We start from the raw sequence: 18,194 nt of genomic DNA, 5'->3' as shown, positions 1-18,194 counted from the left end.
CCTTTTAGTTGCTGAGAAGGGTCAACTCCTCAGATTATAATTCATTAATTTTTGATTTCTACCAGTGGCTGGAGCTCAGGTGAGAGGCGCTTCAGCATGTTTTCTGAGGATATTCTGGCAGGGATAAAGGGCGGTTGGCCCATGGATTTAAGAACAGCCAAACCACCGTTTGGATCGAGAAGATATTGCAGAAAGAGATTTGCTGCCTCGGGGTTTTCCCCACTTTTAACCAGGGTGATTCCGTAGGTTATTGCCTTTCCTGTCCTTGTCATTGTTACTCCAGGTTTTTTACCGCTTACCTCGACCTGGGCAGTTTTGTAAAAATCGTTGTAGCTGTAATCGCTGAGGTTTACCTCATTGTCCAGGGTCAGATATTTGAGATTATGCTGAACAGCAACCGACAGGTATTCCCAGGCGTAGTCCATATTTCCGGATTGGAGCAGAGAGATGAGCTCCACTGACTTTGGTCGAACCCATTCCTCTTTTCGTGCTTTTAACAGTTTTTCGTTCAAGTTTTCGATCTTATAATGTTTTTCAGCTAACTGGAGCACCATCAGACTACGATAGCCGCAGGGGTCGAGATTTGGATCGGAATGACCCCAGACCACATCTGATCTCAAGAGTATTTCAGGCCAGTTGGAGCTGTTGATCTTGTCGGCATATTTACTTTTATCCGTATAGCAAAGAACCATCTGGTTTGTGGCAAAACGGATATTGATATCAGCATATTTGGGGATGAGGTTTTTATTGATAACCACATAATCTGCCGATGCCATGATATCTGCAGGTTTGCCCAGCTCAGAGATCATCCTGGCCATCTTTGTACTGCCACCTGCCTCGCGGAGAATATCAATATTGGGATGCTGCTTTTCAAAGGCCTTTTCCATTACCTTGAAGGGGACGGACAGACTGCCCGCGTGGAAAATAACCAATTTCTCTTTGTCTGCCGCAAAAGAGGTTCCTGCCAGAAAAACCAGGGCAGCACAGAGGAAGTAACAGCCAATAATTTTTTGTATTTCACCCATAATGTTGACTCCTTAAGTCAGATATCTCGATGCATAGAAAAAGCCTATGAAGCAAGATATAATCCTACTCCTAATACGCCGCCAGAGAAAAGAGCATATGCTCAAACTATATGATAAAACAACTGAAAATAACCTGCAGTCGAGGCTGGGCAAGAGAAAATGAATGGATAAGGTATTTAGTGAGAGGAGTTAAGCGGATAGATTGGGGCTGAGATCTGCTGGGGTTCAAGGTCTTTCCTGGCGTAGGCGCCCCTGAATCCGAGGCACTCGGGTGAGCTCTTGCTGGGGGCCATTATGGAAAAGCTTAGGCATAGACTGGACAACAATCCCGAAAGCATGTTTTCGGGATTGTAGACTTATTGAATATTTTTTAGACGGTCAATGATCTCCTGCAGGTCTTTGCCGGCGAAGTGGTAGTTTTGCCGGCAGAACTCGCAGAGAACCTCTGCCTCACCTCTTTCCGTAAGCAGGCTCGCAAGGTCTGCTGCGCCCAGGGAGATCAAGGCGTTTTCCATCTTCTCCCGACTGCAGCTGCACTGATATTTGAGCTTACTGTTGCCGGTTTCCTTGTGAGGGATGGCGCCGAAGAGTTTGTCCAGCATCTGTCGTGGACTTTGCCCATCCAGGATCATACTGGAGATAGATGGCAGGTTTGCTATGACCTCTTCCATGCTGGCAATTAATTCTTCATCTGCCGGTGGCAGAGACTGGATCAGGAAACCGCCTGCGGCGTCGATTGTGCCGTTGGGATTGAGTTGGATGCCAAGGCCTACTGCCGATGGCACCTGTTCCGAGGTGGTCAGGTAGTAGGCAATATCCTCACCAATTTCACTGCTGACAAGGTGGCTGGTGCCCTGATATTTTTGTTTCATGCCAATATCCTTGGTCACGCTGAGCAGGCCCGCATGGCCAACGCCTCCGGCAACATCAAGGCGTCCATTGAGAAGAGGGAGCTCTGCATGGGGGTTGGCAATATAGCCTCTGCACCAACCATCAGGTGATGCCTCGGTGATGATTTTACCTAAGGGCCCATTTCCTTCAAATTTTAACTGAAGGTATTGGTCGCCCTTGAGCAGGGCGCCCATCAGTATTGAACCGGTAAGGGCACGTCCAAGGGCAACTGCCGCCAGGGGGCCTACGTCATGTTTGCGGCATGCTTCATTGACAAGGGCCGTTGTATCACAGGCAATGCCAAATGTTTTGCCGTTCTCGGAAATTACTCGGGTAAGGATGTCTGACATAATAAAACCTTAGGAATGAAGATGGAGGAGATTACTGTCGGGCCCATTTTAGCAAAAAGGAACCGGATACTCATGGCTTGCGAGAGGGGATGAAGAAATAGATGAACAGGAGGACGGCAAGACTAAGCAGTGCTTAGCCTTGCCAGCTTCTTTTAAGAGAAGCGTGGAAAGGGCCCTAAAGTTCAAGATCGGCCTCACAGTTGGTGCTGAGCTGATCTATCGGGCCAAATTTCCATCCCTAGGCGTTGACAACTGCCTTGGTTTCGCGAGCGATGGCAAGCTCTTCGTTTGTTGGAATAACCCAAACTTGAATCTTGCTCTCAGGGGTGCTGATACAAAAAGGCTCTTTGCTACGTTGGGCATTGAGCTTTTTATCAAGGATAACGCCGAGATTTTCAAGTTTCTCAAGGCTCTTAGCGCGAACGATATCATCATTTTCGCCAATTCCGGCGGTGAAAACAATTGCGTCAACCTGACCGAGGGCAGCCATGTATGAACCGATATATTTGCGGATTCTGTAGGTCTGGATACCAACAGCAAGCTCAGCGAGCTCGTTACCTGCGTCTGCTGCTGCGTGAATATCGCGCATATCGTTCATGCCACAGATACCCTTAAGACCAGACTCCTTGTTGAGCATGTGGTCAATTTCTTCAATGCTCATGCCGAGGTTTCTGTTAAGGAAGGCCATGATAGCAGGATCGATGTCACCACTACGGGTTCCCATAACAAGACCTTCAAGAGGAGTTACACCCATAGAGGTATCAATGGCCTTGCCACCTTCAACGGCGGACATGGAAGAACCATTTCCGAGGTGAACGGTGATGAGGTTACACTCTTCAACTGGCTTTTCAAGGAGCTTAGCACACTCGTTGGTTACGAACTTGTGAGAGGTGCCGTGGGCTCCGTAACGACGGATACGGTGCTTGGTGTACAACTCGTATGGGAGAGCGTAGATGTGAGCGTGGGGGGGGATGGTTTGGAAAAATGCGGTATCGAAAACAGTTACGTGGGGAACCTCGGTGAAGAGTTCCTGCGCAACCTTGATGCCGTCGAGGTGACCCGGATTATGAAGTGGCGCGAGAGGAATAGCAGCAGTAATTTCTGCGATAACCTTTTCATCAACAACAACTGGCTGATACATGGTCTCTCCACCGTGTACGATGCGGTGTCCAACGGCGTCGATTTCGCTGAGATCAGACATAACAGCCTGCTCTTTGTCACCGAGTAGTTCAATAGCAGCCAACATTCCTTGGCGGTGATCAGCCACGGTCTGGCAGATCTCTATCTTGTGTTTCTTATCGGTGCCGGGGTGGAAGGTACAGTTAATGTTCTTTTCGGTGGTGTCGGTTTCACCAATACGCTCAACAAGTCCGCTGGCAAGAACGGATTCGTCGCTCATGTCGATAAGTTGGAACTTGATGGAGGAACTACCAGAGTTAATGATTAAAATCTTCATCTTTTATCTCGCTTAATCTAATAATGAACAAAAATAGGGTCACGTGCTTCAAAAGAGTGTCAAAATACATGAAAAACATCAATTGCTCAAGTGATTAAACAGATTCTGTTTAATAAAAAAAGAGCCAGGAATGATTTTTCAAACTCGAAGGAGTGGGGCATATTTCTATGCCCCGACCCATGGGCTGGACAATAATGGAACTATTTTTTCAGGGCAAAAAGTCTCTTCTCTTCTTGAGCCTGAATGGCGGTAATTGCTACCGTATTAACAATGTCGTCCACGGTGCATCCTCTGGAAAGATCATTTACAGGCTTGTTCAATCCCTGCAGGATGGGGCCAATGGCAACGGCACCTGCAGCTCTCTGTACTGCCTTGTAGGTGTTGTTTCCTGTGTTGAGGTCAGGGAAGGTAAAGACTGTCGCCTTGCCTGCCACTAAGGAATTAGGCAGTTTGGTCCGGGCAACATCCGGATCAATAGCCGCATCGTATTGGATGGGGCCCTCAAGATTTATATCGAGCTTGCGCTCAATGATCAGAGCCTGAGCAATTTTGGTTGCCTCTATGACTCTCTCGACATCCTCGCCCTTACCGGATGATCCCGTTGAATAGCTGAGCATGGCCACTCGGGGTTCAATGCCGAAGAGACGGGCAGTTTCGGCTGAGCTGAGGGCGATCTCGGCAAGTTGTTTGGCTGTAGGATTTGGATTTACGGCACAGTCACCATAGACGAGTACCCGGTCACTGAGGCACATGAGGAAGACCGAGGAGACCGTGGATATACCGGGTTTAGTCTTGATAAATTCAAAGGCTGGACGAATGGTATGGGCGGTGGTGTTCTCTGCCCCTGAGACCATGCCGTCGGCATAGCCTGTATGAACCATCATGGTGCCAAAATAGGTAGGGTCTGTCATTCTGTCCCGGGCGATATCTTCAATCATGCCCTTATGGGCTCGGGCCTTCATATATTCATCTACGAAGGGAGCGAGAAGGTTGGTGTTTTGTGGATCAATAATTTCCACCCAACGTGTATCCATGCCACAGGCAGCGGCGCGGCTCTTAACCTCATCTGCGGGTCCCAGCAGGGTGAGATTGGCAACGCCGCGTCTCAGTAAGATATCCGCTGCTCGAAGTATGCGCTCGCAGGTGCCCTCGGGTAGGACAATGCGTTGTTTGTCCTGGCTGGCTTTTTCCATCAGGGCATATTCAAACATCTTCGGGGTGATGGTGGTCGGTATACTCGATATCAGATGTTCGGTAAGCTCTTTGGTATCAACATGCTTGGAAAAAGTTCCCAGAGCGGTTGCTATTCTCTGTGAGTCACTTGCCTGGATATGGCTATAGAGCTCATTGAGGCGCATGATCGTTTGATAGGTGTTGGTGGCCACGGAGAGAATGGGAGTGGGGGTGCCCTGCCAACCCTCGATGAGCTTTTGAACGCTTTCAGCAGGTTTCATATCGCCGGTGAGGACAATTCCGGAAATGTCCGGATAGGTAGATGATGCCTTGGAGGCGAGACTGGCCAAAATGATATCCGAGCGATCACCTGGGGTAATAACGCAGCTTCCCGGCTTGATATGGTCGAGGAAGTTGCCAATTTGCATGGCGGCAACCACATAGTTTTCCACCAGGCCGGCAAGCTTTTCAGAGCCGTGCATGACCGATGCATCTAACCACTTTTTAACATCCATCACGCTGGGACTGGCAAGGTTCGAATTCTCAGGCATTACATAAAAGGGAATGCGAGAGAGGGCGCGGTTTTTTGCCTGTAATTTGTGGAAAGTTTCAGGGGTGATAGTTTCTGCTGCCCGATTAATTATGCAGGCGGCAAAGGAGCTACCTTTTTCCAGCATAGTATCAATGGAGAGCTGGGTTGCCTGCATTATCTCTTTTTCGATCTTTTTACGGCCGGAGAGAACAAGAAGAAGAGGGGCTCCGAGGTTGGCTGCTATATCGGCATTGATTTCTGCCTCAAAGGAGGTGTCTGATCCTCTGAAATCAGTGCCCTCACAGAGAATGAAATCGTGATCAGCCTCAAGTTTCTTGTATTTCTTTAAAATAAGGTCGTGAAGCTGATCCTCTTTGCCGGAGTTAATGAGCTCATAGGCCTTGGAGAGGGTACAGCCATAGGTGTCCTCATAGGGAATATCCAAATCAAAATAATCGAGCACTAAATTAATGTCTGGATCGTCATCGCCGGGCTCTGTGTCGCTAATAATGGGACGGAAGAAGGCAACATTCCGGACTTCTTTCATCAGCATTTGCATAACACCAAGGACAATTACTGACTTGCCGCTACGCTCTTCTGTGGCTGTTATGTAGAGATTTTGTGTCATATTTCCTCACAATTTCTAATTCAAATAGGGTGCGTTAAATTAACTTTTGTTGGCTTGATATTTTGTAGACAAAGGATTGTTACTCCGTTACTACCTCTCTTTGGGGTGGAAGGTCTATTCTATAATAGTTGTGCTTGCCATCAGCTATGTTGAAGAGACGATTTTTTATGACTATATATCCTCTCTCTGTTCGTAGTCTATGTTTTTTTGTTTTACGAGAATTTTTTGTTGTTGGCTGCAATTATTTTAAGAGGGCCAGTTATAACAAAGATGGTCAGTTATAATAAAGAGGGAGGCATTATTTAAAGGATGCCGCTTTTGGGGAATCGCTCTCTGGGCACAATTGATTCGATATCTTCACTTTGCTTTTTATTTGTAATAAATGTGCCACTGTTAGTAGCCATTATAGGTTCTGTGAGCCTGGAGGCTGTTATTGTGGCCTTCTTTCCCCTTATTGATATGAGTATGGGGTGATTGTTGCCCTGTTGGCTGCTGGCCTTTGCGTTATCATCCAAAATAGACTTTCCCCTCGGTTTTTATTAGAAATGATCGGCAGAAAGAGTGTCTGGGCCATGCTTGCCGTTATTGCCTCTGTCTTTATCTTTAAAGATGTTATGCCGGACGCCGGGGTTGTTCAGGATATGGCTCAGGCAGGTGGTGGTTTTGCCCTCTTCTTTGCGGCTGTCCTCCTTCCATTTTTAGTCGGCGCCATTGCTGGCACTACCTTTGCCTTTGTCGGGGCCACATTCCCCTTACTTCTTGGTCTGTTACATGCCCTTGGTATGGACGGTCAGATTTTAGCCTATCTTGTCTTGGCCAGCTTTTCGGGTTTTACTGGTGTACTTATCTCGCCTCTGCATATCTGTTTTCTTCTGACCTGTGAATTTTTTCAGGCAAGCCCCTCGCAAACCTGGCGTCAACTGCTTATTCCCTGTCTCTGTTTCTTTCTTACGGGGATAGCTGTTTTGGCCTTTTTGCCTTTGTAAAAGTTTGAAATGTGGGCTTTTTTGTAATGTCTATGGCTTGCGCTTAATTTTTTTCTAAAGTTTCTCTGTGTTTGCTGAGTTGGGGGGGAGCGGTTTTTTGCAGGTAAGGGTAGCTCTAATGAGAAACGGGATAATTTATAACGTAAAGTTATTTTATTGGTGCCAATAATAACAGGACAGGTATAATTGCTCCCTGTAAATATAAAGAGATGATAAAAAAAAGAAGAGAAAGATAGCTCTAAATAGTAGAGGAGCTCCTCCTGTTGGATATTTTAAATCCAGTTTACTTGTCATAATAAAAAACCTTTGTTGTCACCATGCTCATTTATTGTAAGGGAGATATGAATATTTTCTTCTCATTGGTTGAAAAATGTGCATAATCATATTTTGACATGAGCCCATGTAAACAGCTTATCATTTTTGCCTGTTGTGCCTATTTTGCAAAGAAATGATTATTCTTATAATGACTTTTCAGGTGGGAGAAGAGATTTTTTTGGGCAAGAGATTGGATTAATGTCTTTATTTGACTTTTTCAATATGGTAAAGCTTGTAGCTGTAGAGATATTCTGTTTTTAAAGATAGAAAGTTTTATGGAGTAGATGGGGAAATATCATCGGAGAAGGGCAAGATTTGCTCATCTTCATGAATAATATAGTGGGATTTTTTAGAGAATTTTTTTTTAATGCACTGTCATAAGGAGATAGTAAACATGAGCTCATTTTTAAAAACATTTTTAAATGTTCGTAGTCTTAACGCTGCAACCCGTGATCTGTCCATTGAGCAACTGGAAAGCACTCTTCAGAAGTTAGGGAAGATTGTGGAAGATCGTAAGGAAGTTGTGCTTGCTGGGGAAAAACTCTTGGAAGCAAAGCTTGCAAAAATGAAAGAATTTAAAGATCTTATGGAAGAGGATGGTATAGATCCTTTTGAATTTGCTGAGCTCTGCTCAACGGGAAACGTCAAGCAAAAAAATAGCCCTCTTCCTCCTAAGTATGAGTATATGGATGGTGCTGAATTAAAAACTTGGAGTGGCTATGGTAGAACTCCTGAAGTTATTAAAAATGCTATCAAGAATGAGGGCAAAAGCAAAGAGTCCTTTCTTATAGAGCGTTAGAGCATTGTAGAGACAATAGCCCCATGGGATTATTGTCTTTATGGTGATATGGTAAAAAGCCCTTAGCCCCCCACAGGGCAAGGGCTTTTTTGTGCCTTATAGATTATTTTGTTTTGAGTGGAGCTGAGATGAGCAATTCGTTGTTAAATGGAGTCTCTTTGGTTCAGGGAGATCAAAGTGCTCCTTTAAAGGAAAAAACAATAGCAGAGGAATTGCTAGCCGCTGTCTCTTCTTGGGGGGATCGTGAATTCCTCTATTTTTATAAACAGGATATTAGATTGACCTATAGGGAGTTCTCGGAGCGGGTCGATAATCTTGCCCGTGGCTTGGCGGAACTTGGTCTGAAGAAAGGTGAAAGGGTAGGCATTTGGTCACAGAACAGGTTGGAGTGGGTTCTGGTCCAATTTGCCACGGCAAGATTAGGGCTTGTTTTAGTGAATATTAATCCCGCCTGTCGTTTGCGGGAATTGGATCATATTCTCTCTCAGGTCGATTGTTCGGCAATTATTTTTTCGGACCGATCAAAGTTCACCAATTATTTTGAGATGGTTACAACTCTGATCCCGCAGCTACTGGATGACTCCCTCTCTCCTCATCTCAATTATTCGTCTCTTCGCTTTGTCATTCGTATGGGTAACGAGCTCATAGGCAATATACTCAGTTTACAAAAAATTATAGCAGACGGTGAGGAGTCTCATTATCCCCTGGATGATATTTTACCCCTTTTGCATAGGGATGATCCTGTTAATATCCAATTTACCAGCGGGACAACCGGCCAAGCCAAGGGTGCTACCCTGAGCCATTTTAATATTTTAAATAATGCCAGTAATGTCACAGCCAGGATGAACTTCGGCCCTGGTGATCGTCTCTGTCTTCCGGTGCCGCTCTACCACTGTTTTGGTATGGTTCTGGGGGTGCTTGGTTGTCTTAGCAAGGGTGCCAGTATCGTATTTCCTGCCGAGCGTTTTACTCCTAAAACGACCCTGAAGGTGATAGAACAGGAGGCCTGTACGGCTCTCTATGGTGTTCCGGCCATGTATATTTCTATGCTCAGTGTGCCTAGCTTTGCTTTATTTAATCTTTCTTCGCTGCGAACAGGGATTATGGCCGGCGCCCCATGTCCCATAGAGGTGATGCGAGAAGTTGTTGGGAGGATGCATCTCTCTGAGATAACTATCGCCTACGGAATGACAGAGACCTCACCTGTCTCCTTTCAAAGTGAAGTTTCTGATTCTCTGAAAAATCGAGTTACAACGGTGGGCCGTGTTCATCCTCATGTACAGGTAAAGTTGGTGAGCAAGGAGGGCAAGACTGTTCCTGTTGGCGTGACAGGAGAGCTGTGGACCCGTGGCTATTCGGTAATGTGTGGATATTGGGCCGATCCTGAGAGAACAGCAGAGTCAATTCAGGATGGTTGGATGCGTACCGGCGATCTTGCTGTCCTTGATGAAGAGGGTTACTGTTCCATTGTTGGTAGGCTGAGTGACATGATTCTTCGTTGCGGAGAAAATATTTATCCCCGTGAAATAGAAAATTATCTCTATGGCCATCCGGCAATTCAGGAGGTGCAGGTCTTTGGCATTCCTGATCCACGACTGGGCGAGGAGCTTTGTGCCTGGATTATTGTTCGGCCTGAACATTCACTGGAAAAGAGTGATATACGTCAATTTTGTCGGGGGAAGATTGCCTCTTATAAAATTCCCCATCATATATCATTTGTGGATGAGATGCCCATGTCGGTGACGGGGAAACCGCAAAAATTTAAGATGCGCGCCCAAATGTGTGCTCAGTTGGGCTTGACTGTTTGAGTTATCTTCTTGAAGAGTTCACCATGGGGAGCTCCGGACTGTTTCTGCTCTTCTTGCAGCCATTGCAACGGGATTTTTTGCGAGGTTTAATGATAACCTTTGTGTACCCCCCGCCGAGATCAAAGCCCTTTTCTCCTATCATGTAGATGTTTTTTCGAGGCAGTTCTGATTCTGCCATCAGGCTCTTCAGTATCGTGGGGCAATGCTCTTCTACCTCCGTTACTTGCTCGGTGTGGATGAAAATATTGCCCTCTCCTCTGTAGAGTTGTTCCATGGTTTTAACCAGAGAGCTGAGATGCTGAGCTGATGGTTTGCCGCAGATCTTGAGGTGGAGATTGCCCTTTCTCTGTTCTGTCTGGATACTAAAATTCATTTTTTTCCCCCGTTGTAAATCTATTGTTTTATTGCGTGTAGGACATTTAGGTTGCTACAAAGTTAATCGAACCTAAGATGTGACCACTATACAGCACTGGAGCGCTCGGAGCAATAGATAAGTAAGGGTTGGCTAACGAATAAGCCTATGTTGTCTCTTTTCCCTTGGGGTCAAGGCACATAAAGACAAACGCTTTTGTTCCGGCGTTCATAAATTGATGCTCTTCGTTTGCCGGGATAAGAACAGCGGCGCCGCTACTGAGGTCTCGCCATTCGCCATTCAGAGACACCTGACCGCGGCCGGAATGAACAAAAATTTCGTGGGCAGAGTCGTGGCTATGGCGTGAGGTTAAACCACCCGGTTCGATGGTAAAGGCGCGCATGCAAAGGTCTTCACCGCTTTGGTCGAGGACAACATGGGCACTAACCCCGTTGATGGCATTGGTACTCAGTTCATGATCGAGGATTTTCTGGCACTCTTGATTTTTCATCATGTCTCCTTTTCTCTGTTATTTAGTAAGGATTTTAACTAATTATTTGCATACATTCCCTTCATAGAAAAAAGGCAGGCCTTCTTCAGATATGCCTGCATTTTTTGGAGAATCGCTCAGTTTAAACGATTTAAGCTATATTGCAAGAATAGCCGTCTCTTTTCTGAATTTTGGGCGAAAGATCTACATCTTCTGTTGAGGAGGGAGCTGTTCGGTGAGAGCTGTGGGAGGAGTCGGGCGCTGTTGTGCTTGGTGAAGAGCTATGCCTTGGGGGTCTTTTTTTTGCTGGTCATTCCAAGGTAGATGGCTCCTAGGGTGAGGCAGACACCAAGGAGATTGCCTGGGTCAGTGGGCCTTTTAAAGAAGAGAATATCCCAGACAAAGGAGAGTGATGGTTGGAGAAGTAGTACTAGCCCTGTGATGGAGGCGGGTATTCTGGGCATGGCATAGGCTATGAGGGACCATCCCACGCTTTGGCTGAAGAGGCCGAGGCAGACAAGGGAGATAAGTGATTGTAGGTTGGGGATGGCAAGAGAGACGTTCTCTATGGCGAGTACGGGTAAGAGAAATATTCCACAGGTTAAAGATATTGCCATAAGGGTGGAGTAGAAGGGGCTTTTTCTTATCTGCAGTTTACGTAGGGTAAGGAGAAAGACGCTGTAGCTGAGGGCGGTGAAAAAACCATAGAGCACCCCTGTTTTGTAGTCGCTACCAAGCTCCTGCCAGCTGTTGCCGACAATAAAAGCTAACCCCAGTAGGGCTAGGGGGATGGAGAAGAAAAAGCGAGGCAGAATTTTTTCTTTGAAGAAAAATATTCCCACCCCGGCCATGATGAAGACCTGGAAGTTGCCAATGATGGTGGCAAGGCCCGGGCCAATATATAGAATTGATTTATGCCAGAAGAAGAGGTCCAGGGCAAAGGCCAGGCCACAGGTGGTGATCAGGGCTATATCTATTGCCCGTGGTCGCTGTAGCTTTTCAGTGAGGATGACTGGGAAGATGAGGAAGATGCCACCAAACAGGGCCCGGTAGAAGGCGGAGGAGGTGGGTGGCACATCGACAATCTTAACCCAGACAGCTGAAAAACTGATCATGACGGCACCGAGAAGGACAAGGATAATCGCCTGGTGCTTTTTAGCTATCGCTTTCATATTTGTGGTGCCTATGGGGTGCTTTTTGCCTTAAAGGCGCAGTAGCCGGGGCGAGGTCCCACCTGCGGGTGGTTGCGACAGGTGTCCGGTCGTTGTGGGTAGATGGTGCATCTACGGGTCTTGGGGTGGAGATATATGCAATCGCCATTAGCCATTCTGGCGAGGGTGAAGATGCCATCTTTCTGGCGAAAATGTTCGATAAGCCCCTCTTTTTTGAGTCTCTTGGCGATTTTTTTTGGGTTCTCTTCCAGTTCAAACTGGTCTGTAACCTCCATTCTCAGCAGATCGCTGGCCTTTACCTCTACGGCCAGGGAGCAGCAGGTACCCTGACATTGATCACAGAGTCGGCGATTGTATTTGGTCCAAGTAGATGTCTGCTCAATAGAGCTGTCTGGTGGGAGCATGATTATTATGGGCGGGTGCTTCTTCGTTTTTATAGGGTGGGAAACGCGGGACCGTAAGCTTTGCGTAACCAGCATAAAAAAAGGGTTTGCACAATCTCTGTGCAAACCCTTGGGATACCTAAACAGTACCGGTTATCGCGAATTCATTAGATGAATTCTGGAGCGATAGCCTTAACCAGGGCAAGACCACCCTGGATGTTTCTGGTATTGGTGATACCTTTGGCAGCCAAAACAACCTGTCCTTCGTAGGATCTGGTACCGGTGTCACATACAACGAAGAATGCTTCGTCGGTAGGAATTTCGGTGTAGCGGGTGCGGAGGTCATCTTGTGGGAAGTGTAACCATCTCTCGCCAAATTTCTCTTGGTAAGGCTTGGCTTGAATTGCACCACGAACATCGATCACGCGAATGTCGGTCTCAGCAAGCTCTTTAAGGAACTCATCTGGATCAACAGTTTTGTTGAAACCGTTGAGGATATTGTCAAGAACATTACCCGCATTGTTAACAATGTCCATAGCAGATGCAAAGGGAGGAGCATAGCCAGCTTCAAGGTTAGATATCTCAGCTACATCAACACCGAGGTGAAGAAGAGAGGCAACTGCATCAACACGAGCCTTAACTGCATCGCCACCTTTACCAACAGCTTCGATACCAAGTACCTTGCGGGAATTGCGATCGGCAATAAGGGCTATGTACATAGCCTGATAGGTTGGGTAGAAGTGAGCCCGGTCAGCCTGAGTAACAATAGAAACAACCGGATCAAACCCTGCAGCTTTTGCCTGACGGGCAGTCAAACCAGCGGTTGCAACACCGAGTTCGAAAACTTTGATACAGAAGGTGCCAACGGTTCCTGGGAAGTGGGCGCTGCCACCATTGATGTTGGTTGCAATAATACGACCCTGACGGTTAGCAAGAGAGCCAAGAGGCATCATCTGGTTGGCACCGCTTACAAGGTTACGAACCTCAACACAGTCACCACCAGCATAGATGTGTGGATCGCTGGTACGCATACGACGATCTACCAGGAGACCACCGAATTGACCAACAGCGAGTCCTGCTGCCTTGGCAAGCTCGGTATTAGGGCGAATTCCGGTGGAGAGAATAACGATATCACAGTCGATCGTTCTATCGGTGATAGATACGGTGAGGGTGTCGCTGTCGTCAGCCTTGGTGATGCCGCTAACACGCTCAGAGACAAGTACTTCGACGTTGCTCTCTTCAAGGTGGCGCTGAACTACGGTAGCAAGGTTGCCACCAATAGCCTGTGGAAGCACCTGGTCGGCCATCTCGATGATGGTGGTTTCAACTCCCCAGAGATCGGTCAACGCCTCTGCCATTTCGATACCGATAGCACCAGCACCGATAACAACAGCTTTGCCAATCTTACCTTGAGCAAGGCGTTTTTTGATTGCCTCTGCATGGTGAAGGTTGGAAACGATAGATACGTTAGGGAGATCAGCACCTGGGAAAGGAGGGCGTATTGGAGAGGCACCTGTTGCGAAAACAAGTTTGTCATAGGAGAGAAGCTCTTCGCTGTTGTCTCTTAAGTCGCGAATGCGAACTTGCTTTTCTTTACGAAGGATCTCAATTGCTTCAATTTGAGTTCTTACGTCAATACCCTTTACTTCGCCAAAGAACTTGCTGTCGCGGATGGTGTGAGATTGGGTAGATCGCAAGCCTTCGATGTCTGAAACGTCACCGCCAACATAGTAGGGGATACCGCAGCCACCGTAGGAGATGAGTTTGTCACGGTCAAGAACTGTTATCTCTGCATCTGGATCAATTCGTCTCAAACGACAGGCAACTTTTGGGCCAAGAGCTACTGCTCCAATAATTAAAACACGCTGTGCCATTTTTTTTTCCTTAACTTGTTTTTTAGAAGGAAACTCTTCATCTATTATGAGGGGTTTATGAAATACTTACTCCGGCGCTACAGCCGTTGGGGAATAATACCCCGTCTTTCTATGTGTGCACCATAATAAATGGCAAAAAAGCAAGTATTTTTTTATTTGGAATAAAGGATCTATTCAGGCGTCTCACTTAACAAGGTTCTTAGAGGAGATAGATTGTGGCTGGTTCTCTGCTTGTCGCTAGGCATAACTTGTTAATGAAGTTAGGAGGTGTGGTGGTGATAATTTTTTGAGAAATAGTTTTTGTTGAGATGGCGACTGAAGTTACTGTTCTGGTTTAATAGAATAAAGAACCACGGTAATAGACCCTGTTTCTGTCTGTTCCCGTGGCTTAGTATTTCTTTCTCCAGTGCCAGTTAATTATATTTGAGCAAAGGGGAATTCAGGATCGTCTAATAATTTGGCAATTCTTTGTTTCTTTTCAGTTTTTTTGTCATGAAACTCAACTAAGGTTTCGATGGCGTTCAGCAGTGTCTCTTCGCTTACATCCTTTAGAACACGAATCCCTGTCTGTGGGCTAACGCCTCCCTTGCCGCCGAGATATAGGGTGAGGCCCTTGGGGCCCATGACAATACCGATATCTGTTGTTCTTGGATTTGAACATCCAGTGGAACAGGCGGAGATGGCAATTTTAAATTTTGCCTTGGTTTTTTCACGTTTACTGAATTTGTCGAGGATTTTTGCAGAGAGCTTATCGGTTGCTCCGTTTCCGCCAGGACAGTGTGGGGCGCCAACGCAAATTCGTGGCAGTGGAAAGCCACCGGGGGCCTTAAAGGTCACGCCAAGTGCCAAGAGAGGCGCTTTGATTTCTTCAACAAGATTCTCTGGTACATTGAGGAGGCGAAGGTTTTGGGCAGTTGTGAAGAAAATTTCAAGCTTATATTGTTCAGCAAGAGCTTGGGCTGTCTTCATGACATCGAGGGGAAGGCGCCCTGCTGGCAGCATGATTGTTAAATGAACTGTGGTCTTGTTGGTCATGGTCTGTTTCCTTATTTTCCGTTAAGTATGTCTTCTATGCTTTTTTCATCCACTTTGGTGGAAAAAATGGACTGAAGCAGTGGGCCTGCTACCTGTAAATCTTCTTCGGTAAGCAGGAAGCCCGTCAACGGTTTAGCTGTAAGTGTTCTCAGGCGAGCGTTAAATGTCTCTACTGCAGTCAATTTTTCTGCAGTCTCTTTATACGCAGAGATATCCGACATGGCAATAAGGACATCGAATAAATTTCCCCAGTACTCTTTTTGGCCAAGGTGCTCAATTATCTGGCTTACCGCTGTAACCGTTGCTGCGTAGCCTTCTGAGATGGTCGCAGGTTCATTCTGACTGCAGGGTGAACTTGAGACAAAGGCACGGCAGGCAAAGGGGCGTACCGAGTAGATTTGGCAGATGTTCTCTTTGAGGAATGGGCAGGGGGCAAGGGAGCCCCATGGTGCCGGGGTCTACGTCTCTTCCTTCCAAACAGGCCTTGGCGAAGTCGTTGGTGGTCATCTTGGGTTTTTCGAGGTCACGTTTTGCGGAAAGTATTTCAGCCAGCCACTCCTGTTTGTCCTCTTCTACTGCGAACTTATGTATAAGTTCGGCCTCTGTTGCTGTGACAGTGATATTTTGCGTGCAGCAGGTGGAGCAACCCCTGTGGCAGGATTTTTCACCATCGTTCCATTGATTAAAGGTTTGGTAAATAGCCTGAAGTGTTTTCTCTTTCATGTCATGTCCTATTGATGAAGGTTTATTTGCTTGTATTCATGGGCGATACTGAAGGCTTAAGTTCTGTAGATTGTTTTTATTGGGTTCGGCTATCAATTGCTGGGCGATAGCTGTGGAAAAAATATAAGCTATTGCTATTTTTTTGTCAAAACAGGATGTTGGCTGTGAGGTATATGCCTTTCTTGGTAGGAGGAGCTGTTTAAGTCGTGCTGTTTTATTATTGTCCTCATTTACCTGTTTAATTCATAATGGACTCATTTTTGTTTTTGTTGAGGATATGGCGAAGGGTGTAAACTCAGTTACTTCACAAAAAAAGCAGTGTTAAACTAGTTAATTGTAAGACCTTTGTTGAGATGTGAAAAATATCACTTTGTGAGACGTCATTTTTTGATACAATGATGAGTTGATGTTGCATCGTAAATATGTGGCTAATTCGATTAAATGAGTTTAGGATGCATTAAAATTTCATTGTTGCGCGGAATGCTCTAGCGGCAAGCTGAGTAAAGTCGTTGTCTTATGGTATATTTTTAAATTGTGGCATGGGCTTTGCATGGTGGGTCGAAGGCGAAGGAGCAGTTTTTTTGCACCAAAAACTTTGTGACTCAGATGAATTGAGACTTTTACGTGATGACAGTTAGGGTCATCACTTATTATTTATAAGCTGTCGTTTTTGGCAGCACAGTTTTGGGAGCGCATTTTGATGGATAAGAAAGCAGCAGTGACTGAAAGAGCAGAATTGAAGAAGTCGATTAAGCCCGTTCAGGCTTGGGCCCTCGCCTTGGGTGCGATTCTTGGATGGGGTGCATTTGTCTTACCAGGTCTACGCTTTTTGCCTCAGGCCGGGCCACTTGCCTCTTGCATCGGTTTTGTTCTGGGTGGTGTAATGCTGTTTTCCGTGGCAATCAGTTACGGAAATATGGTGAGTAAGTACAAGGTGACCGGCGGAGCTTTTGCCTTCTCCTTTGTTGGTTTTGGTCCCACCGTGGCCTTTATCTGTGGATGGGCCCTTGTGCTTGGTTATATCTGTATCATTGCCCTGAATGCGACAGCTGTCTCTCTGCTGACCCGTTTTGTTTTCCCGGGCGTCTTTGAAGTAGGGATGCTGTACTCCATTGTTGGCTGGGATGTCTATGCAGGTGAGATAGCCATGCTGGTCGGCATACTCTGTCTTTGTGGGTTTTTGAATTTCCGTGGCGCAGATCTTGTTGGTAAGATTCAGGTATTCCTTGCCTTTGCCCTCTGTGCTAGTGTCTTTATTGTTTTCGGCGGTTCCGTTTCCCATGAGACTGCAGCTGTTTCTAACCTCTCTCCTCTTTTTGCTGATAACAAGAGCCCGCTTGCCAGTATTATGGCCATTGTTGCCATTGCACCATGGCTCTATGTGGGTTTTGATACCATTCCTCAGGCAGCTGAGGAATTCGACTTCCCGCACAAGCGCGCTGAAAAGCTCATGCTTTCCGCAATTGGCTGGGGCATTGTCCTTTATGCAATGGTAACCATCGCCGTTGCCTGCATCATGCCATATAAAGAGCTTCTCGCCATGAATAGCCCCTGGGCTACCGGAACCGTAGCAAACATGGCCCTTGGTCGGGTTGGTAGTGTGATTCTTGCCACTGCTGTTCTTGCCGCAATCTTTACCGGAATCAATGGTTTCTTTATTGCATCTTCTCGTCTGCTCTTTGCCATGGGTCGGGCAACCATCCTGCCATCTTGGTTTGCTGATATCCATCCAAAATACCAAACCCCTCATAAGGCGATCCTCTTTGTTCTTGCCATTGCCGTAACCGCGCCCTTCTTTGGTCGTGAAGTATTGAATTGGGTTGTTGATATGTCTGCTGTCGGTACTGTTATTGCCTATCTTATCTCTTGCCTCAGTGCCTATAAGGTAATGAAGCATGCCCAGAATAAGAGAGGTGTTATGCATGCAGTGCTTGGCTCAATTAGTTCTGTTGTCTGTATTTTGCTTCTTACCGTTCCGGGTTCACCCGGTGCCATTGGCATGCAGTCTTGGGTTGCTCTCTGTCTCTGGGTTATCCTTGGCGCTTGGTTCTATAATGCAAGAATGGGTGATTTTAAAGCCCTTACCACGGAAGAGCAGAGTACTCTCATTTTAGGAAGTTCACGTCGAGTTTTCTTTGGTAAAGGTAAAAAAGCTCCGGCTCAGCAGCCAGCATCCAAAGAAGCGTAAGCTAATATAAATAT

At 46.4% G+C, this 18,194-nt stretch carries 16 protein-coding genes; 4 read left to right on the top strand and 12 right to left on the bottom strand.

The window, feature by feature from the left end; genetic code table 11:
* Positions 1-44: 44 nt before the first annotated feature.
* The 4 genes from wtpA to pta form a co-directional block, all read right to left on the bottom strand.
* Positions 45-1,025, bottom strand: a complete 981-nt coding sequence (wtpA, locus tag DP_RS02795; protein ID WP_011187806.1) for a tungstate ABC transporter substrate-binding protein WtpA — start codon at positions 1,023-1,025, stop codon at positions 45-47.
* 356 nt (positions 1,026-1,381) lie between these two features.
* Positions 1,382-2,266 carry an Hsp33 family molecular chaperone HslO gene (hslO, locus tag DP_RS02790; RefSeq protein WP_011187805.1) on the bottom strand — a complete coding sequence of 295 codons (885 nt, stop codon included), beginning with the start codon at positions 2,264-2,266 and terminating at the stop codon, positions 1,382-1,384.
* 238 nt (positions 2,267-2,504) lie between these two features.
* On the bottom strand, positions 2,505-3,722 hold the full coding sequence (locus tag DP_RS02785; RefSeq protein WP_011187804.1) for an acetate/propionate family kinase: 1,218 nt from the start codon (positions 3,720-3,722) through the stop codon (positions 2,505-2,507).
* Between the two features lie 200 nt (positions 3,723-3,922).
* Positions 3,923-6,055, bottom strand: a complete 2,133-nt coding sequence (pta, locus tag DP_RS02780; RefSeq protein ID WP_011187803.1) for a phosphate acetyltransferase — start codon at positions 6,053-6,055, stop codon at positions 3,923-3,925.
* A 470-nt stretch (positions 6,056-6,525) separates the two neighbouring features.
* On the opposite strand from pta, the gene DP_RS02775 reads away from it, so the two are divergent.
* The 3 genes from DP_RS02775 to DP_RS02765 all read left to right on the top strand — a co-directional run bounded on the left by DP_RS02775 (position 6,526) and on the right by DP_RS02765 (position 9,963).
* Complete coding sequence (locus tag DP_RS02775) at positions 6,526-7,041, top strand: DUF401 family protein (RefSeq protein WP_011187802.1); 516 nt, start codon at positions 6,526-6,528, stop codon at positions 7,039-7,041.
* Between the two features lie 709 nt (positions 7,042-7,750).
* Entirely contained in the window at positions 7,751-8,155 is a 405-nt protein-coding gene (locus tag DP_RS02770; RefSeq protein WP_041277554.1) for an H-NS family histone-like protein, read from the top strand.
* A gap of 128 nt (positions 8,156-8,283) precedes the next feature.
* Positions 8,284-9,963, top strand: coding sequence for an AMP-binding protein (locus DP_RS02765; protein WP_041277553.1), 1,680 nt, complete (start codon positions 8,284-8,286; stop codon positions 9,961-9,963).
* A 1-nt stretch (position 9,964) separates the two neighbouring features.
* Here the strand turns inward: DP_RS02765 and DP_RS02760 are convergent, their stop codons facing one another.
* The 8 genes from DP_RS02760 to DP_RS02725 all read right to left on the bottom strand — a co-directional run bounded on the left by DP_RS02760 (position 9,965) and on the right by DP_RS02725 (position 15,992).
* Positions 9,965-10,336 carry a hypothetical protein gene (locus DP_RS02760; RefSeq protein ID WP_011187799.1) on the bottom strand — a complete coding sequence of 124 codons (372 nt, stop codon included), beginning with the start codon at positions 10,334-10,336 and terminating at the stop codon, positions 9,965-9,967.
* Between the two features lie 145 nt (positions 10,337-10,481).
* Entirely contained in the window at positions 10,482-10,829 is a 348-nt protein-coding gene (locus DP_RS02755; protein WP_011187798.1) for a cupin domain-containing protein, read from the bottom strand.
* A 257-nt stretch (positions 10,830-11,086) separates the two neighbouring features.
* Entirely contained in the window at positions 11,087-11,977 is an 891-nt protein-coding gene (locus DP_RS02750; RefSeq protein ID WP_011187797.1) for a DMT family transporter, read from the bottom strand.
* 11 nt (positions 11,978-11,988) lie between these two features.
* Entirely contained in the window at positions 11,989-12,381 is a 393-nt protein-coding gene (locus DP_RS17285) for a YkgJ family cysteine cluster protein (RefSeq protein ID WP_198408695.1), read from the bottom strand.
* Positions 12,382-12,527: 146 nt separating this feature from the next.
* Positions 12,528-14,234: an FAD-dependent oxidoreductase gene (locus tag DP_RS02740; protein ID WP_011187795.1), complete on the bottom strand. Its 1,707-nt coding sequence runs from the start codon at positions 14,232-14,234 to the stop codon at positions 12,528-12,530.
* A 417-nt stretch (positions 14,235-14,651) separates the two neighbouring features.
* Complete coding sequence (locus tag DP_RS02735; protein ID WP_011187794.1) at positions 14,652-15,269, bottom strand: nitrite reductase; 618 nt, start codon at positions 15,267-15,269, stop codon at positions 14,652-14,654.
* An 11-nt stretch (positions 15,270-15,280) separates the two neighbouring features.
* On the bottom strand, positions 15,281-15,490 hold the full coding sequence (locus DP_RS18175; RefSeq protein WP_041277550.1) for a hypothetical protein: 210 nt from the start codon (positions 15,488-15,490) through the stop codon (positions 15,281-15,283).
* 112 nt (positions 15,491-15,602) lie between these two features.
* Entirely contained in the window at positions 15,603-15,992 is a 390-nt protein-coding gene (locus tag DP_RS02725) for a hypothetical protein (protein WP_011187793.1), read from the bottom strand.
* A 700-nt stretch (positions 15,993-16,692) separates the two neighbouring features.
* Between DP_RS02725 and DP_RS02720 the strand changes: the two genes are divergently transcribed.
* A complete protein-coding gene (locus tag DP_RS02720) occupies positions 16,693-18,180 on the top strand; it encodes an APC family permease (protein WP_041277549.1) in 1,488 nt (495 codons plus the stop codon).
* Positions 18,181-18,194 lie beyond the last annotated feature (14 nt).

Origin of the sequence: Desulfotalea psychrophila LSv54 (assembly GCF_000025945.1) — a bacterium.
Classification (GTDB): Bacteria; Desulfobacterota; Desulfobulbia; order Desulfobulbales; family Desulfocapsaceae; genus Desulfotalea; species Desulfotalea psychrophila.
The sequence above is the reverse complement of the archived record's forward strand: the minus strand, read 5'-3'. Positions and strand labels throughout refer to the sequence as shown.

What these genes read in the sequence shown, in the direction of transcription:
- DP_RS02755 (WP_011187798.1), bottom strand. Translation starts at nt 10,829, where the DNA reads ATGATGAAAAATCAAGAGTGCCAGAAAATCCTCGATCATGAACTGAGT.
- wtpA (WP_011187806.1), bottom strand. Translation starts at nt 1,025, where the DNA reads ATGGGTGAAATACAAAAAATTATTGGCTGTTACTTCCTCTGTGCTGCC.
- pta (WP_011187803.1), bottom strand. Translation starts at nt 6,055, where the DNA reads ATGACACAAAATCTCTACATAACAGCCACAGAAGAGCGTAGCGGCAAG.
- DP_RS02765 (WP_041277553.1), top strand. Translation starts at nt 8,284, where the DNA reads ATGAGCAATTCGTTGTTAAATGGAGTCTCTTTGGTTCAGGGAGATCAA.
- DP_RS18175 (WP_041277550.1), bottom strand. Translation starts at nt 15,490, where the DNA reads ATGTCGGATATCTCTGCGTATAAAGAGACTGCAGAAAAATTGACTGCA.
- DP_RS02750 (WP_011187797.1), bottom strand. Translation starts at nt 11,977, where the DNA reads ATGAAAGCGATAGCTAAAAAGCACCAGGCGATTATCCTTGTCCTTCTC.
- DP_RS02785 (WP_011187804.1), bottom strand. Translation starts at nt 3,722, where the DNA reads ATGAAGATTTTAATCATTAACTCTGGTAGTTCCTCCATCAAGTTCCAA.
- DP_RS17285 (WP_198408695.1), bottom strand. Translation starts at nt 12,381, where the DNA reads ATGCTCCCACCAGACAGCTCTATTGAGCAGACATCTACTTGGACCAAA.
- DP_RS02740 (WP_011187795.1), bottom strand. Translation starts at nt 14,234, where the DNA reads ATGGCACAGCGTGTTTTAATTATTGGAGCAGTAGCTCTTGGCCCAAAA.
- DP_RS02735 (WP_011187794.1), bottom strand. Translation starts at nt 15,269, where the DNA reads ATGACCAACAAGACCACAGTTCATTTAACAATCATGCTGCCAGCAGGG.
- DP_RS02725 (WP_011187793.1), bottom strand. Translation starts at nt 15,992, where the DNA reads ATGAAAGAGAAAACACTTCAGGCTATTTACCAAACCTTTAATCAATGG.
- hslO (WP_011187805.1), bottom strand. Translation starts at nt 2,266, where the DNA reads ATGTCAGACATCCTTACCCGAGTAATTTCCGAGAACGGCAAAACATTT.
- DP_RS02760 (WP_011187799.1), bottom strand. Translation starts at nt 10,336, where the DNA reads ATGAATTTTAGTATCCAGACAGAACAGAGAAAGGGCAATCTCCACCTC.
- DP_RS02720 (WP_041277549.1), top strand. Translation starts at nt 16,693, where the DNA reads ATGGATAAGAAAGCAGCAGTGACTGAAAGAGCAGAATTGAAGAAGTCG.
- DP_RS02770 (WP_041277554.1), top strand. Translation starts at nt 7,751, where the DNA reads ATGAGCTCATTTTTAAAAACATTTTTAAATGTTCGTAGTCTTAACGCT.